The sequence below is a fragment of the Catenibacterium sp. CAG:290 genome (assembly GCF_000437715.1).
Lineage (GTDB): Bacteria > Bacillota_I > Bacilli_A > Erysipelotrichales > Coprobacillaceae > Catenibacterium > Catenibacterium mitsuoka_A.
In genome coordinates this window covers 1-15,088 of sequence record NZ_FR898826.1, presented here as the reverse complement: position 1 = coordinate 15,088, position 15,088 = coordinate 1, and the positions used below count along the sequence as shown (strand labels likewise).

Genomic DNA, 15,088 nt, shown 5'->3' with positions numbered 1-15,088 from the left:
GAAAGCACATAGAATAAGGCTTTACGAGCATTTAAGAAAATATAAAAAGATAATTAGAAATTTATACTTTGTTTATAATAAAAAATAAAGATGATGCTGCTTCAAAAGAATTCTATTATTTAGGTGAAGTATATATTTCAAAAATAGAAGAGACCACAATGGCTAACGATGTGCCAGTATGCGAAATCTACTATCATCTAGATCAACCAGTTAGATCAGACATCTACGATTACATCCTTTCCTAATACTTACCTCAAAGTGCCTACTACCCTCCTATCTAATTCTCTAATAGAATACATATGGGAGGGTATTTTACATGACATATCTATGAGTCTTTCATAGTCTTCTGATTTAAGAATACTAGAAACTACCTTATAAAGCACCTCATAATCTTTTTCATTTATTCTATTTTGTATCTGTACATAACGAATACGTAAATGACTAGAGAATAATGCTTTAAAGATCATATACTTATTGTAGCCTTAAATACGAAAGAATCGATTTAAGCTAGAAGTAGAAACAAAACATCTTTCAGCAAGTTCATTGATTGTCAGATAATCTAGTTCATGTCCATTCTTTAATAGTCCTAAAGCAATCTGGTAATTGATATCACATACTTCTGGATTATTAATAAATAAAAATAAGGCATTAAAAAACAATTCATCGTATCCTTCCCTTACAGTTATCATATCATGAATTGTTTTTATACTTCTTTTTTTCAAATTCGTGCTTAAAAATGCTTATTCATCCATATGGTATATACCATAATCATTGGATACAAAGGTAAAAGTCACTTTTGGAAACTGTTTAGACAAGTACTCTACCATATGTTCCATACCTGGTGCTTCACATGTCATATGATTAATCACTATAAGTGGAATATCATGATCTACTGCCCACTGGACACCTATCCAGTTACTTACACCATCATCACTGACTAAACATGCATCTGCACCTTCTTTATACATTTCAAATACATCTGTACAAGCCCCTGTACCTATGCCTAATCTATGTATTATTTGCGTCTTATCTCCTATGATTTCTATACCTTGCTGGTGGTAAGGTTTTATTCTATTAATAATATGTTGTGCACATTCTTCTACAGTCATATTAATATCATTTGTATATCTATAGTAAGAATGATCATGTGATTCTTCAAAATCTAGATCTAATGTATTAGCCCAGCTATCTCTAATGCCATATTCGGGATAGACATCCCATAAATCATGACATCTATAAATAGTAATATTATTTTCCTTTAATAATGCTTCTTTTTCTTTTTGTGCTTTATATATAAGTGTAGGTAACGATGTAGATGCGAGATAGAATGGATTCTCATGTGAAATAATAAAATGTATATCATGTTCTATTGCATATTGAATCACTTTATTAGTCGCAACCCAACAAGTAATGACTTTACTTATTTCTGTTTGATCATCCCCAAACAATATACGATCTCTTGTACAGCTTCTATTCACCCATTCACCTTGTGACTCTAATAAGTCTATGATGTCTCTTATTGTCATATATGTTCACTCCTTTCTTATAATTATACACAAAAAAAGACATTCTTAATCAAGAATGTCTACTTGTACTGCGTTAATTGTCATAAGGCTAGTAAAGTCATTAATAGCTAATGTACCTACAATCTTTACTTTCTGACCTTGTTTAAACTGCTTAATTTTATAGTTTGGATTATAGATGATTGTATCAATACCACCTACATTAGGAATAAAGAAGCTTAACTTGATATGATCAAAATAATCTTTTACAGGTGCTTCATGAATGACTAGACCTTCAATAGAGATAGGAGTCTTTTCCTGCCCATTTCCAAATGGTGATAATACCTGTAAGTATTCTTCTATATTTGTCTTAGATAAGTCTGAAATTTCTAATGGAATCACATCTCTTACTCGATCATCATCATGGAATTCATCACTAATAAAGTATCCTGCATTGATTTCATCCGCAATAGGTGCAACAGAACGGAACTTACCTGTACCAGGACAGCCATAAATAAGGTACTTAACCATCTTCTTCGCATTATTTAAAGAACTAAGATAATGTGCCATCTTATTTGTGATAGAACCAGACATAACACTTTCATTATATGTCTTCTTGAATTCTCTTTGACGCATATTGTTTTTCTGTCTTGTCTTAGGCGTTAAAGCAACAAACTCAATCGCATCAAAACGACAATCATTTAATAAACCTAAAGTCTTCTTTAAATGATAACGATTAGAATTACGTAGAGGAACTTCTTCAGCCTGAATACCAATACCTGCAAGAGAAGCTAAATACTGATTTTCTTTACCAAGTAATGTATTAATAAGCTGTAATACAAGTAAACTCTGTGCAACATCTTCATCCTTATAGTGACCACCAGGTACTAATGGATATACATTGTCACCATCTCTTACTTCTAACTGATTACCTAAGATAATATGAAGACCAGGACCAAAATTATCCTGAGGACCATCAAAGAATTCAAAAGCTGATTTTCCTTTAGCCATCAAGACACCTAGGAAAATCATTGCACTTTCTAATAAATGATGTAGTTCTGTACTCATGATACAAATATGAATCTTAGACTTAGAAGCACATGCTTCTTTAATGAGATTCAATGCTGCTTCACCATTCTCTAAATCTGTAAAGTTATAATAGAATGGTGTGTTGAGTGCTTCATAGTCTTCTTTTGTGAAGCCTCTATGTTCTACATATTTCGCAATAATAGGATTCACTTCATATGAATCCATAATTTCTTTTGTATGAGATAATTCAACTTCGTGAAATATCATTTTTTCACTCCCCTCTTTCCAAAACAATTATAACGAATGGTTCTCTAAAAAAAAAGTGTTACTTTCATTTACACTTTTTGAAACTTCTCAACGCCTTTCTTTTTATTGTGTTAGACTATAGTCATGAGGAGGGGATTTCATGAAGAAAGATCAATATCAAATGGATATGACGCATGGTCCATTACTTGGTAAGATCTTAATATTTTCTATACCATTAATGTTTTCAGGGGTGCTACAGTTATTATTTAATGCAGCAGACGTTATTGTGGTAGGACAGTTTGCTGGTCCACGTTCTATTGCGGCAGTAGGTTCTACATCTTCTGTTGTCAATCTATTAGTGAGTTTATTTATTGGTTTATCCGTTGGGGTCAATGTACTAGTTGCACGTTTTATTGCCTCACAAAGAGACAAAGATACTCATGAAACAGTACACTCTGCCATACTACTCGCAATTGTCTTTGGCTTGATCTTTGCGATTATTGGTGTGACATGTGCAAGAATGATTCTAGAAGCGATGGGATCACCTGATGATGTCATCAATCTTGCAACAACCTATTTACGTATCTATTTTGTAAGTATGCCCTTTGTTGCACTTTATAACTTTGGTGCTGCCATATTACGTGCCATTGGTGATACAAAAAGACCACTTATATTCCTTATTGTAGCGGGTGTTGTAAATGTCATATTAAACTTAATATTTGTTATTATATTCAAGATGGATGTAGCTGGTGTCGCACTTGCAACATTTACAGCTGAACTTGTTTCTTCAATTCTTATTATTAACTGCTTGATGAAAACAAGTACTGTCATTCATTTAGATATTCATGCTTTAAAGTTTCATAAAGATAAAGTGATTCAGATATTCAAGATTGGTTTACCTGCAGGATTACAGGGTGCTATCTTCTCTATTTCTAATATTCTGATTCAGTCATCTATTAACTCATTTGGTTCTATTGCAATGGCAGGTAATGCCGCAGCAGGATCACTTGAAGGATTTGTTTATCAGTCTATGAATGCCATCTATCAGGCATGTGTCACTTTCACAAGTCAGAACTATGGTATTAATGATAGAAAGAGAGTCGATAGAGTCCTTGCATTATGTATTGGAATAGTCACAGTTGTAGGACTTGTTTTAGGTAATCTTGTCTACTTCTTTGCGGATGAACTCATTCGTATCTATACAACAGATGTACAAGCTATTGCCTATGGTCATGAAAGATTATTATATATATGTATCCCTTATTTCATATGTGGCTGGATGGATGTCATAGTTGGTTCATTAAGAGGTTTAGGTTATTCTACTATTCCTATGATTGTATCTTTAATAGGTGCATGTGGACTAAGAGTCTTATGGATTCTTACTATCTTCCAATATTTCCATACACTTAATTCTATTTATTTATCATATCCAGTAACATGGGTTGTTACTGCAGCAGCCCATCTTATTACTTATATGATCCTAAGAAAAAAAGCATTCAACTAAAAAAAAGCCATTCAGAATTTAATTCTGAATGGTTTTTTTATCTGGTAACTGTGCAATAATAATCGCAATAAACATAAGTGCACAGCCCAATCCTTCTTTGATTGTAAGACTCTGACCTAAGATCACCCATCCTGCAAGTACTGAGAATACAGACTCCATACTCAACAAAATAGAAGCTACTGTAGGATTCATACCCTTCTGTCCAATAATCTGTAATGTATAACCAGCTCCACTTGATAATAATCCAGCATAGAGAATAGGTACGCATCCTGCCATGATATTATGCATAGTTACATCTTCAAATAGGAACATAGGAATAGTATTTAATAATGCACATGTGAAGAACTGAATACAGCTCATCTTTACCCCATCTACTAAAGGTGAATAGTGATCAATCACAAGAATATGTAATGCGAATACACAGGCACATGCACATACTAATAAGTCACCTTTACCTAAAGAAAGTGATCCTGTCATACATAATAAGTAAAGACCAATCACTGCAAGGACAACAGAGAAACCAATCTTAGGACTTAACTTCTTCCCTAAAAATAAGCTAAAGAATGGTACAACAATAATATAAAGTGCTGTAATAAATCCTGCTTTACCTACAGTTGTATACTGAATACCAAACTGCTGCAGGGCACTTGCTAGACCTAATACAATACCACAGGCAATTCCACCTGCCCATAATTTCTTATCCTTAAAGTTCATTGTATGGTCAAAGAAATAAATAAGTGGTAATAAAACTAGTCCACCTAAATAACTACGTAAGGCAGTAAAAGTAAATGGTCCTACATAATCCATACCTGCACTTTGTGCTACAAAGGCACAGCCCCAGATGAAGGCTGTAAGTAGTAGTAATAAATGATTTTTATAACGCATGATTCCCCCTCCTACAAAGGGGTATTCTACACGAAATCATTATTACTTACAAAAGATATTTATCTACAATTACCTTTATTCCATCATGATCATTATCTAATGTGATTTCAGTAGCTAGATTCTTAATTTCTTCTGTCGCATTCCCCATCGCAATGGCTTTACCAGCACTCTGGAATGCTTCAATATCATTTCCACTATCTCCCATCATGATTGTATTTTCAATAGGGATATTTAAGTAAGATGATAGGGATTCTAGTCCTGCACCTTTAGTAATACCTAAAGGTGTGACTTCAATAGCTGTTTCTTCTACCACAGCACAGCTGACTGGAAATACTTCTAGTTTCTTTAAAAGCTGATTCATTGCGTCAACACTTGGATTATATAAACAGAACTTAAGAATCTCATTCTTATGTTCTTCTGCATATTCATAAATATCTTCTACAACAAATGCACGGCTTTCAAACATAGATTGATAAATAGCCATATTGTAGTAAGGCATATTCTCTACATCTTTTTGAGAGGCAATAGAATGCGAGGAATCTAGTAAATACAACATCACATCCTCTTTCTTCACAATATCCATCATCTGTGTGAATATATCTGTATCAAATGAATGAACTTCTAGTGGCTTATTGTTTTTAAAATCATAGATCAAACATCCACTCAGTAATATTCCATAATCACAGAAATCTAATTCACCTTCATAATCCTTTAATTCTGCCAGCCCTCTTCCTGTACATAAACAGATACTCTGTCCTCGCTTGTTAGCTTCAATTAATGAATCTGCTGTATTTTTAGAAATTGTCTTATCAGACTTTAGAAGTGTACCATCCATATCGAGTGCCAACAGATATCTTTCCTTGATCCATCCATAATGCAGACAGGCATTGTATATACCATCCTTGTTGGCATCAGTAGTCACATAAGTGGCTTTCTTCTTTAATTCATCTATACCATTACCCATCGCAATACTTGTCCACTCTGGAATAAACATAGACAAATCATTCTTTTCATCACCAAATACGACAACATCTTTAATATCCCCACCAAGATGTTCCACCATACGTTTAATACCCTTGCTCTTATCTCCTGGTTCTACAAACAAGTATTCCTTATGAAAACGACACCAAGGTAACTTCTTTAAAGATTCTAGTTTCTCTTCTTCACCCTTAAAGCAGGCAATATATACCTTATAGATTTGATCATAATCACGTGGATCTAAACCTTCTACCACTTCTGTCTTCATATAAATATCATGAGTAAACTCATAAAAACGATCATCTGGTGCAAGTCTTCTTGTTTTGTTGTCAGGAGAAAAAGCCCATATCAAACCTTTCTTCTCACATTCATCTATTAAATCAAGACATAATTGATAATCCAATGGTTCTATGCCTTTTAACTGATCATCAATAGTAATTCCATTCCCTCCATCACTGATCATATTATGAAAACCTAATTCATGCATATAATCATGTGCCATGGCATAACTTCTACCTGTCGCAATCGCAATAAAATGACCCTCTGCTTCTAGCTGTTTTAAAGTATATTGTGTTGATTCAGGAATATACTGATCTCCTGGTGTACCGACAGCTAAAGTTCCATCAATATCAAAGAAAAAGTATTTTCTATTCATCATGTACCCCTCACTTTCGAGATACATTATACACGCATGAACATGCATTACTCAATCATCATTCATGCATGTTCTAGAATGAATAGTTAGAGTCTTCACATACCATATGTTCTGGATAAATTTCCATAGCATATGAAGTTGTTCCTGAACGATTTGGATAAAAGCGTCCTCTGACACTTCCTTCAATAGACACAGACTGCCCCTTTTCAAAGTGGTCTACAACATACTGCGCTTTCTCATCCCAGATTACACAACGTATATAATCATAACGTGGTCTATCTTCAGTCCCTCCTTTCGTAGTAAGTAAGAAAGAACCTCTTAATATTCCATTTCTAGATTCTTTCACTTCTGGATCAGATGTAATCTGACCTTGTAATTTAACTTCATTCATATTTTTATTCCTCCTTCTATATACTTATTCCCTAAAACAATTAGAAATTACTTAAGATTTTTTAAAAAAAGTTTAATTCCCTACAACCCTTATGGTATATAATGTTTAAAAACGGAGGAGATTATATGGAATTAGAAACAAAAGCAATCCATGAAGGCTGGAAGCCTGGTAATGGAGAACCTAGACAGTTACCAATTTATGAAAGTACTACTTTTAAATATGATTCAAGCGAAGAAATGGGTATGTTATTTGATTTAGAAAAAGACGGTTATTTCTATTCACGCTTACAGAACCCTACTAATGATGCAGTAGCAGCTAAACTTACTAGCATGGAAGGTGGCTATGCTGGTATGTTGACAAGTTCAGGACAGGCAGCTAACTTCTTTGCGATTTTTAATATTTGTGAAGCAGGAGGACATGTTGTCGCTTCTAGTAATATTTATGGTGGAACTTATAACCTACTTTCAGTGACTATGAAAAAGATGGGTGTTGATGTGACTTTTATTAATCAGGATGCATCTGTAGAAGAAATCAATGCAGCATTTAAAGAAAATACTAAGTGTATGTTTGGAGAAACATTATCTAACCCTACAATGGAAGTATTAGATATTGAAAAGTTTGCATCTATTGCCCATGCACATGGTGTCCCTTTAATTGTGGATAATACATTCGCAACACCTGCAAATTGTCAGCCTATTAAATGGGGTGCAGATATTGTGACTCATTCTACAACTAAATATTTAGATGGTCATGCATCTGGTGTTGGTGGTGCTATTATTGATAGTGGTAACTTTGACTGGATGAGTCATGCAGAAAAATTCCCAGGACTTACAACTCCAGATGATAGTTATCATGGAATCACTTATGCAAAGAGATTTGGAAAAGCAGCTTATATTACTAAAGCCACTGCACAGTTAATGCGTGATTTAGGATCTATTCCTTCACCATTTAATAGTTATTTATTAAATATTGGAATTGAATCATTACCAGCACGTATGCGTGTACATTGTGAAAATGCCTTAAAAATCGCTACATACTTAAAGAATCATCCAAAAGTCGCTTGGATCCACTATCCAGGACTAGAAGATGATAAATATCATGAAGCTGCTAAGAAGTATATGCCTCATGGTACATGTGGTGTTATGTGCTTTGGTTTAAAGGGTGATAAGAAGGAAGCAGTGACTTTCATGGATCACTTACAGCTTATTAATATTGTCACTCATGTTGCTGATGCAAAGACTTGTATCCTACATCCAGCAAGTCATACACATCGTCAGATGACAGATGAACAATTAAAAGAAGCAGGTGTTGATCCAACACTTATTCGTTTATCTATTGGTTTAGAAAACCCAGAAGACTTAATTAAGGATATCGAAGAAGCATTAAAGTATTAAAAAAGACTGTTCAAATGAACAGTCCTGAAAGCAGAATTTATTTCTGCTTTTTATTATGCTTTCCATAAACCATGAAGATTGCAGTAATCATAAGCTGCTACAACTTCATCACCTTCACCAATATAGAATACAGCTTCAGGCTTGTCAGAAGGTGTTAACTGTTTGAACTGAGTACCATTCTTAGTTTCTAATACAATTAATGTAATGTAGTGTGCTTCAGTCATAGGATGTTCTACTGATCCTACAGATACTGTTACTTTATTATCCTCTACTTTCACTACAGGAACATGCTTTTCAACTGCGGCATCAGTTGTATTAGCTGTTAATTCCTTCATAGGTTCACCACAACAAACTACTGGTACACCAGAATCTACAAAATGAGTAATAACGTTACCACAATGTTCACAACGATAAAATTTCATATTCAATTCCTCCTTTATCTACTCCTATCATATCACTTTTAGAATATGACTACTAATGATATGCTTTCTTTTACAATATTTAAAAATCGAATTGTAAAAGCGTTGATTACAAAAGGTTTTTTTAAAAGTGTCCTTTGTGATTTTTTTGCAAAATATTCTTGTAAATATTTACAAAAGGCATTATTATGTAAATGGAAATATAAATAGAAGTTTTATATGGAGGTGATACATATGACTAGTGATTTTAGTATTGCTGTCCACGCTCTCGTCTATTTAGGTAAAAACCAAGACCTTATTTCTAGTGATGAACTTGCAAAGCATATTTGCACTCATCCAGTACGTGTAAGACGTGTTATGATCAAATTGAGAGAAGCTGGCCTTATTAAGGCTAAAGCAGGTGTTGATGGAGGATATCGTCTTGATAAAGAAGCAGATGATATTACTTTGTCTGAAATTGCGAAATCTGTCTCAAATGATTATATCCATGTGACTTGGCACAATGGAGAAGATGGAAGAGAAGCCATTAAGGACTCTAAAGTAGAACAAGCCATTGATTCTATTTTTGTAGATCTTAATGAAGCGTGTGACAATTTGTTGAAAGACAAGACCATCGAGGACATTATGAATATATCGAAGTAGAAATGGTCTACAATCAAAAGAAGCAGCCTAGATGGCTGCTTTTTTAAAGTCTAATACTAAGTTTAAGATAATACCTCCTACAACCATTCCTGCACCAATTAAACTGATACCGGATATTGTCTCATGGAAGAAGATGAAAGCCCACAGAGGCGCTAAAATGACTTCTAACATACAAATAAGATTGGCTGTAAAAGCTTCTGTACAAGAAATACCTAATGCAAGAAATATACCACCTAAACACATTGGGAAGAAACCATAACCACATACACCAAAGGCATCAGTGATATGGAAGTGAGGAAATCCTCTAAAGACAATTAAACCTACTGTAAGAGAGAACATATAGGCAAATATTGTCGAAGAGAAAGCTTCAGCCTCTTCTTTGTTGTTGAGGTAGAACTGCATTCCAAAACAGGCTCCTGATATAATTGCGAGTATATTCCCTAATAGATGCGAGAAGGAAAGAGTATCCGCAAAGAATAGTGCCATACCGATAAAGACAATCGCAATGATCCCCATTTGTCTTTTTGTCGGTAATTTACGTAAATCAATTGATTGCTAGATCAATACAAAGATTGTTGATGAGTATTGTAATACAATCGCATTGGCCACTGATGTCAGCTTATTGGCATAGATGAATGTCAAACTCATAAGAAACTGAAAGACCCCTACTGTAACTGTCATTTTATTGAATACCAGTTTCTTATGATGAATAATCATACTCAAAGGTATTGCGACAATAGAACTCATCATTGAGAATCCTAGCCCACTTAAGTGGCTTGCACGTATAAATAAACCTGCAAGTGACCAGCAAAATGCTGTCATCAGCAGGAAGAATACACCTTTTGTACTTATTTTATTTTCCATAATACAGCCACTAATAATGCGATGATTAAAGGAATAAGCACCGGCACAACAACACATAAACCAAATAAAAGCATATTATTCATATAGTTCACGCTGCCACTCAAAATGTGATTAAACATACTCACATCGAGATAATGTAAGTTCTCACGAACATTACTTACTATTTCATCGTGTATGCTTTGGATTGACCGAAATCATATCTACTCACAAGTTCATGTACACTCCATAGTCGTAAATTCCCGAAATAGCCTTCGGTACATACCTACGCTTGCGATTATTTATGCAACTACGTAAGTCGTAGCATCTCTCAGATTAAGTGCGGCATTGAAATCTCTGTCTTCGATATAACCACAGTCACATTTGAAAATTCTATCTGAAAGCTTTAAATCTTTCTTGATGCTTTTACAGCAATGACATGTCTTAGATGATGGGAACCATCTATCTACTATTCGAAGTTCGATTCCGTTTTCCTTGCATTTAGCTAAATTCATAAAACTTCTGCGAAGCAACTGCCTTTGAAAGATGTCTGTTCTTCATCATTCCTGATACGTTTAGATCTTCAATCGTTATATAAGATGGCTTGGTTTTCACTATCTCTGCGATTGTCTTATTGATGTAATCAGTACGAATATTGTCAATTCTATGATGAAGCTTCTGTATCTTAAGCCTTTGTTTTTGTATATTTCTTTTTTGAGTGGACCCTCCTTTCTTTTGAAGATGGCTTGGTTTTCACTATCTCTGCGATTGTCTTATTGATGTAGTCAGTACGAATATTGTCTATTCTATGATGAAGCTTCTGTATCTTAAGCCTTTGTTTCTGTATATTTCTTTTTTGAGTGGACTCTCCTTTCTTTATATTTTCATACTTTCGAGAAAGACTTCTCTGTTCTCGCGCAAGCTTTTTTTCAAGCTTCTTTAATTTTGCAGATTTATTGATGTTCTTATAAGTTTTTCCATTAGAAACAATCGCAAAGTCCTTTAATCCTAGGTCAATGCCAATTCCTTCACTGGAATGACTGGCTATCCTGTGATCAGGGATTTCTATAAGAACTGAAACATAGTATCTGTCAGCCTTTATTGAGACATGACCGCTCCTAATTACATATCCATCCTTTGTTGTAGGAATATATCCTTTCTCTTTGATGCGGACCCAGCCAAGTGACGGAATCTTGATTCTGTGTCTTTCGCAACAACAATCTTTTGGATTATTCCTCACAAAATACATTTTCACATCAGATCTGCCTTTCTTCTTAAATTTTGGAAAGGCGCTCTTATGATTAAAGAAGTTTTCAAATGCGGTCTGTCCGTTGTTTACTGCCTGTGTTACCGATTTTGAATAAGCTTCCTTGATCCAGGAATATTCTGGATGGCTCGGAAGATATTCATTATTAAGCCATACTCTAAACTGGCAGCTGCTCATAAACTTTTTGCCACTTTCATGAAGTTCCTTATTATGAGCAAGATAGAAGTTATAGATAAATCTGCAAGTACCTATTGTTTTACGAATCTTGACTTTCTGCTCATCTGTCGGATTTATTTCCGTCTTGAAGCTCTTCAGCAATTTCCTCATCCCTTTCTACAGTTTTTTTATACTTACGATACCCATTGCAGCCTACAGGAGAACACATGAAGTATTGAAACAATATCCTGCATGAGTTCTTCATCTGATTTCTAATCTAATTATAGAACAAATGGAAAATCTATGCATTAAGTTCAGCTTCATGAACACCTTTTATTAGGCGTTAATAAAATTTAATTTTCACTAAGCGGTGGTTTTGAGTATTCAAATTATGGTTTTTATTTTTTTGTTCCATTACTTCATCTAATAAATCGTTACACGGTTTCCATAATCTCCAATACACTGGTCTACAATAGTTCTTTCGCATTACAAAACTATCTTAAAAATGCAAGTTGATTTAGTAAATGCTGATTATAAGTATAATAATGCCTATTAGTTTGGGTTCGGTTTGCCTTTAAAGTTTCTTCTCTATCTCAACGTTATAATATCTTAACAGATACGCCTAAAAGTTAAGCAAAATCCTTTGGTTTATAATTTGTGAGATTTGATGCATTCATTTTAACGCTCTCCTTCGAGGTGATTTGAACACATTCAATCATAATAGTTAATATATTTAGTTACTTATATTTTCCTCCTTTTCCCCATTATAGCATGCTATAATGAGGAAAATAAAGAGGAGATGATATCATGTGGGTTGTTGAAAGAATTGATGAAAAAGGGTATTATCATCTAGAAAACTTAAAGACAGGTGAAACCATTTTAAAGAGAGATTTAAATGCACATGAGAACGATGTATTAGATGAATGCTTCCATGTTTTACCTGAAGAAACTAAGAAGAGAAAACAAGAAGTGGATGATTTGTTCCACTCTCTTTTATAGAGGTGACTACATGTTAATTAATATACAGAATTTATCTTATGCGATTGGTGAGAGACAGTTGTATAAGAACTTGAATATGATTGTAGAGGATACAGATAAGATTGCCTTAGTTGGTGTCAATGGAACAGGTAAGAGTACTTTATTAAAGATGATTGCCAATCATGACAGTCCTGCAATCACTTATAAGAAGGATCTAAAGATTGCTTATTTACCTCAGAATCCTGTATTTAGAGATAATGAAACGATTCTTAATGAAGCAAAACATATTCTTAAGGATGTCCCTGAATATTCTATTAAGTCTTCTTTAACACGTTTTGGTCTAGAAGATATGGATCAGGTGATCAGTACTTTATCTGGAGGTCAGAAAAAACGTTTAGCTCTTGCTATCGTATTACTAGAAGAATGTGATTTACTTATTCTAGACGAACCAACAAACCATCTAGATACACCTATGATTGAATATCTAGAAAAATATTTAATTAAACGTTCTAAAGGATTACTCATGGTCACTCATGATCGTTACTTCCTAGAACGTATTACTAATAAGATTTATGAATTAGATAGAGGTGAGATTTTCCCTTATGTAGCCAATTATTCACACTTTCTAGAATTAAAGGCAGAAAGAGAAAACAATGCCTTACAGGCACAAAGAAAAAGAAACCTCTTCTTAAAGAAAGAATTAGAATGGGTCAGAGCAGGCGTTCAGGCACGTTCTACTAAGAGTAAAGACCGTTTACAGCGTTTTGAAGAATTATCTTCTATTGAACAGATTCAAGAAAAAGGGACTGTTGAATTAATAGATACTACAAGTCGTTTAGGTAAGAAGACTATTGAGTTAGTGAATGTGTCTAAGAGTTATCCTGATAAGGTGATGTTTAAGCCATTTTCTTATTTATTTAAGAGATTTGACCGTATTGGTATATTAGGACAAAATGGCTGTGGTAAGACAACACTCCTTAATATGATTGCTGGTATTATCACTGATTATGATGGAGAGATTATTATTGGTGATACAATTCGTATGGCCTATTTCCAGCAACATTTCCATTATGATGATCCTACAATGAGAGTTATTGATTATATTAGAGAAACAAGTGATAATCTAGAAACAAGTGAAGGTACACTTAGTGCTCGTAATATGTGTGAACGTTTCTTATTTGATGACCATGCCCAGTATACACAAATTGGTAAATTATCTGGTGGAGAACAAAGAAGACTCTACTTATTAAAGGTTTTAATGGGTGCACCTAATGTATTACTATTAGATGAACCGACGAATGACTTAGATATTGAAACATTGAATGTATTAGAAGATTATCTAGATACATTTAAAGGTATTGTGATTACTGTATCCCATGACCGTTATTTCCTAGATCGTATTGTAGATGGTTTATTTGTCTTTAAGGATCAGGAAATTCATTATGTGAATGGTGGCTATAGTGCTTCTATTGATATCACTAATACTAAGAAAGAAACAGAATCTCAGAAAGAAGATTATCGTAAACAAGCTAAAGAAAATAGAAAAAGAAGATTAACCTTCAGTGAAAAGAAAGAACTAGAAGGTATGGATGATCTATTAATGAATCTAGAAACACGTTTAAGTGAGATCGATGAAGAAATGGGTTCTACCCAGGACTTTGAAAAGCTTGATGAATTAAGTAAAGAACGTGATGAAGTTGAAAAAACTTTAGAAGAAAAGAATGAACGTTATCTAGAACTATTAGAAATAGAAGAAAGCTAAATGAAAAGAGGAACCCATTTGGATTCCTCTTTTGCTATATAAGGAGAAGCATTAGACTCATTTGAATAATTTATCAAACCCATCGTATTGATATTGAGTTCTTTTTATTATTAGACTTTTTATGGGTTCAACATTTTATTAGAAATTTTCATTTCTCACTGAATATAAGATCGAATCTTACTATAATTGCCGTATTACTTATTTACTTTTCGGTTCGTTAGACTAGGAAGTCAAGTAACATGTCTTATATTTAATGTTTTATCTTCTGTCTTCTCTTTTCGCTTATATCATACATTATCATTCACGCAAACGCAAGCGTTTACACACATTTTCATAAATTGAAAATTCGCTGATAAATAGGTGTTTTTTTCACAACTGAAAAAGCTATGGCTTTTACATCACCATAGCTTTTCTGGAGTAACTAAATAGACTTGGGGTTT

At 33.8% G+C, this 15,088-nt stretch carries 18 protein-coding genes; 6 read left to right on the top strand and 12 right to left on the bottom strand.

The window, feature by feature from the left end; translation table 11 throughout:
• Positions 1-68 precede the first annotated feature (68 nt).
• Complete coding sequence (locus QVO42_RS10455; protein ID WP_353867249.1) at positions 69-245, top strand: DUF3427 domain-containing protein; 177 nt, start codon at positions 69-71, stop codon at positions 243-245.
• 237 nt (positions 246-482) lie between these two features.
• Here the strand turns inward: QVO42_RS10455 and QVO42_RS06615 are convergent, their stop codons facing one another.
• The 3 genes from QVO42_RS06615 to QVO42_RS06605 all read right to left on the bottom strand — a co-directional run bounded on the left by QVO42_RS06615 (position 483) and on the right by QVO42_RS06605 (position 2,798).
• A complete protein-coding gene (locus QVO42_RS06615; RefSeq protein ID WP_288164001.1) occupies positions 483-659 on the bottom strand; it encodes a hypothetical protein in 177 nt (58 codons plus the stop codon).
• A gap of 81 nt (positions 660-740) precedes the next feature.
• Positions 741-1,526 carry a Nif3-like dinuclear metal center hexameric protein gene (locus tag QVO42_RS06610; RefSeq protein WP_022425355.1) on the bottom strand — a complete coding sequence of 262 codons (786 nt, stop codon included), beginning with the start codon at positions 1,524-1,526 and terminating at the stop codon, positions 741-743.
• A 45-nt stretch (positions 1,527-1,571) separates the two neighbouring features.
• Complete coding sequence (locus tag QVO42_RS06605) at positions 1,572-2,798, bottom strand: hypothetical protein (protein ID WP_022425354.1); 1,227 nt, start codon at positions 2,796-2,798, stop codon at positions 1,572-1,574.
• Between the two features lie 139 nt (positions 2,799-2,937).
• Between QVO42_RS06605 and QVO42_RS06600 the strand changes: the two genes are divergently transcribed.
• Positions 2,938-4,281 carry an MATE family efflux transporter gene (locus QVO42_RS06600; RefSeq protein ID WP_022425353.1) on the top strand — a complete coding sequence of 448 codons (1,344 nt, stop codon included), beginning with the start codon at positions 2,938-2,940 and terminating at the stop codon, positions 4,279-4,281.
• Between the two features lie 18 nt (positions 4,282-4,299).
• Here the strand turns inward: QVO42_RS06600 and QVO42_RS06595 are convergent, their stop codons facing one another.
• From QVO42_RS06595 to QVO42_RS06585, 3 genes are all read right to left on the bottom strand, one after another.
• Entirely contained in the window at positions 4,300-5,166 is an 867-nt protein-coding gene (locus QVO42_RS06595) for a DMT family transporter (protein WP_022425352.1), read from the bottom strand.
• Between the two features lie 46 nt (positions 5,167-5,212).
• Positions 5,213-6,802 carry a Cof-type HAD-IIB family hydrolase gene (locus tag QVO42_RS06590; protein WP_288163996.1) on the bottom strand — a complete coding sequence of 530 codons (1,590 nt, stop codon included), beginning with the start codon at positions 6,800-6,802 and terminating at the stop codon, positions 5,213-5,215.
• 70 nt (positions 6,803-6,872) lie between these two features.
• Positions 6,873-7,190, bottom strand: coding sequence for a single-stranded DNA-binding protein (locus tag QVO42_RS06585; protein ID WP_022425350.1), 318 nt, complete (start codon positions 7,188-7,190; stop codon positions 6,873-6,875).
• 125 nt (positions 7,191-7,315) lie between these two features.
• On the opposite strand from QVO42_RS06585, the gene QVO42_RS06580 reads away from it, so the two are divergent.
• Positions 7,316-8,584, top strand: coding sequence for an O-acetylhomoserine aminocarboxypropyltransferase/cysteine synthase family protein (locus QVO42_RS06580; RefSeq protein ID WP_022425349.1), 1,269 nt, complete (start codon positions 7,316-7,318; stop codon positions 8,582-8,584).
• A 53-nt stretch (positions 8,585-8,637) separates the two neighbouring features.
• Here QVO42_RS06580 and QVO42_RS06575 read toward each other — a convergent pair whose 3' ends face one another.
• Positions 8,638-9,006 carry a desulfoferrodoxin family protein gene (locus QVO42_RS06575; RefSeq protein ID WP_022425348.1) on the bottom strand — a complete coding sequence of 123 codons (369 nt, stop codon included), beginning with the start codon at positions 9,004-9,006 and terminating at the stop codon, positions 8,638-8,640.
• Positions 9,007-9,237: 231 nt separating this feature from the next.
• Between QVO42_RS06575 and QVO42_RS06570 the strand changes: the two genes are divergently transcribed.
• On the top strand, positions 9,238-9,645 hold the full coding sequence (locus QVO42_RS06570; RefSeq protein WP_022425347.1) for an RrF2 family transcriptional regulator: 408 nt from the start codon (positions 9,238-9,240) through the stop codon (positions 9,643-9,645).
• Positions 9,646-9,672: 27 nt separating this feature from the next.
• Here the strand turns inward: QVO42_RS06570 and QVO42_RS06565 are convergent, their stop codons facing one another.
• The 5 genes from QVO42_RS06565 to QVO42_RS06550 form a co-directional block, all read right to left on the bottom strand.
• Positions 9,673-10,161, bottom strand: coding sequence for an EamA family transporter (locus QVO42_RS06565; RefSeq protein ID WP_288163993.1), 489 nt, complete (start codon positions 10,159-10,161; stop codon positions 9,673-9,675).
• 39 nt (positions 10,162-10,200) lie between these two features.
• Positions 10,201-10,509 carry an EamA family transporter gene (locus tag QVO42_RS06560; protein WP_288163991.1) on the bottom strand — a complete coding sequence of 103 codons (309 nt, stop codon included), beginning with the start codon at positions 10,507-10,509 and terminating at the stop codon, positions 10,201-10,203.
• 278 nt (positions 10,510-10,787) lie between these two features.
• Positions 10,788-11,000, bottom strand: coding sequence for a zinc ribbon domain-containing protein (locus tag QVO42_RS06555; RefSeq protein WP_288163989.1), 213 nt, complete (start codon positions 10,998-11,000; stop codon positions 10,788-10,790).
• Positions 10,987-11,148 (bottom strand): hypothetical protein, encoded by a 162-nt coding sequence (locus tag QVO42_RS10450; protein WP_353867250.1) that lies wholly within the window; start codon positions 11,146-11,148, stop codon positions 10,987-10,989. Before QVO42_RS10450 ends, QVO42_RS06555 begins: the two co-directional genes overlap by 14 nt.
• A 22-nt stretch (positions 11,149-11,170) precedes the next feature.
• On the bottom strand, positions 11,171-12,079 hold the full coding sequence (locus tag QVO42_RS06550; protein WP_022425345.1) for an RNA-guided endonuclease InsQ/TnpB family protein: 909 nt from the start codon (positions 12,077-12,079) through the stop codon (positions 11,171-11,173).
• Positions 12,080-12,715: 636 nt separating this feature from the next.
• Here QVO42_RS06550 and QVO42_RS06545 point away from each other — a divergent pair.
• Both QVO42_RS06545 and QVO42_RS06540 read left to right on the top strand, forming a co-directional pair.
• The gene (locus QVO42_RS06545; RefSeq protein ID WP_022425344.1) at positions 12,716-12,907 is read left to right on the top strand and encodes a DUF3006 family protein; all 192 of its coding nucleotides are present in this window, start codon (positions 12,716-12,718) and stop codon (positions 12,905-12,907) included.
• A 10-nt stretch (positions 12,908-12,917) separates the two neighbouring features.
• Positions 12,918-14,648: an ABC-F family ATP-binding cassette domain-containing protein gene (locus QVO42_RS06540; protein WP_022425343.1), complete on the top strand. Its 1,731-nt coding sequence runs from the start codon at positions 12,918-12,920 to the stop codon at positions 14,646-14,648.
• Positions 14,649-15,088: the final 440 nt, after the last annotated feature.

Excerpts from the sequence above, each read along its gene's own strand:
- QVO42_RS06610 (WP_022425355.1), bottom strand. The coding sequence starts at position 1,526 with ATGACAATAAGAGACATCATAGACTTATTAGAGTCACAAGGTGAATGG.
- QVO42_RS06605 (WP_022425354.1), bottom strand. The coding sequence starts at position 2,798 with ATGATATTTCACGAAGTTGAATTATCTCATACAAAAGAAATTATGGAT.
- QVO42_RS06600 (WP_022425353.1), top strand. The coding sequence starts at position 2,938 with ATGAAGAAAGATCAATATCAAATGGATATGACGCATGGTCCATTACTT.
- QVO42_RS06595 (WP_022425352.1), bottom strand. The coding sequence starts at position 5,166 with ATGCGTTATAAAAATCATTTATTACTACTACTTACAGCCTTCATCTGG.
- QVO42_RS06590 (WP_288163996.1), bottom strand. The coding sequence starts at position 6,802 with ATGATGAATAGAAAATACTTTTTCTTTGATATTGATGGAACTTTAGCT.
- QVO42_RS06585 (WP_022425350.1), bottom strand. The coding sequence starts at position 7,190 with ATGAATGAAGTTAAATTACAAGGTCAGATTACATCTGATCCAGAAGTG.
- QVO42_RS06580 (WP_022425349.1), top strand. The coding sequence starts at position 7,316 with ATGGAATTAGAAACAAAAGCAATCCATGAAGGCTGGAAGCCTGGTAAT.
- QVO42_RS06575 (WP_022425348.1), bottom strand. The coding sequence starts at position 9,006 with ATGAAATTTTATCGTTGTGAACATTGTGGTAACGTTATTACTCATTTT.
- QVO42_RS06570 (WP_022425347.1), top strand. The coding sequence starts at position 9,238 with ATGACTAGTGATTTTAGTATTGCTGTCCACGCTCTCGTCTATTTAGGT.
- QVO42_RS06565 (WP_288163993.1), bottom strand. The coding sequence starts at position 10,161 with ATGGGGATCATTGCGATTGTCTTTATCGGTATGGCACTATTCTTTGCG.
- QVO42_RS06560 (WP_288163991.1), bottom strand. The coding sequence starts at position 10,509 with ATGGAAAATAAAATAAGTACAAAAGGTGTATTCTTCCTGCTGATGACA.
- QVO42_RS06555 (WP_288163989.1), bottom strand. The coding sequence starts at position 11,000 with ATGAATTTAGCTAAATGCAAGGAAAACGGAATCGAACTTCGAATAGTA.
- QVO42_RS06550 (WP_022425345.1), bottom strand. The coding sequence starts at position 12,079 with ATGAGGAAATTGCTGAAGAGCTTCAAGACGGAAATAAATCCGACAGAT.
- QVO42_RS06545 (WP_022425344.1), top strand. The coding sequence starts at position 12,716 with ATGTGGGTTGTTGAAAGAATTGATGAAAAAGGGTATTATCATCTAGAA.
- QVO42_RS06540 (WP_022425343.1), top strand. The coding sequence starts at position 12,918 with ATGTTAATTAATATACAGAATTTATCTTATGCGATTGGTGAGAGACAG.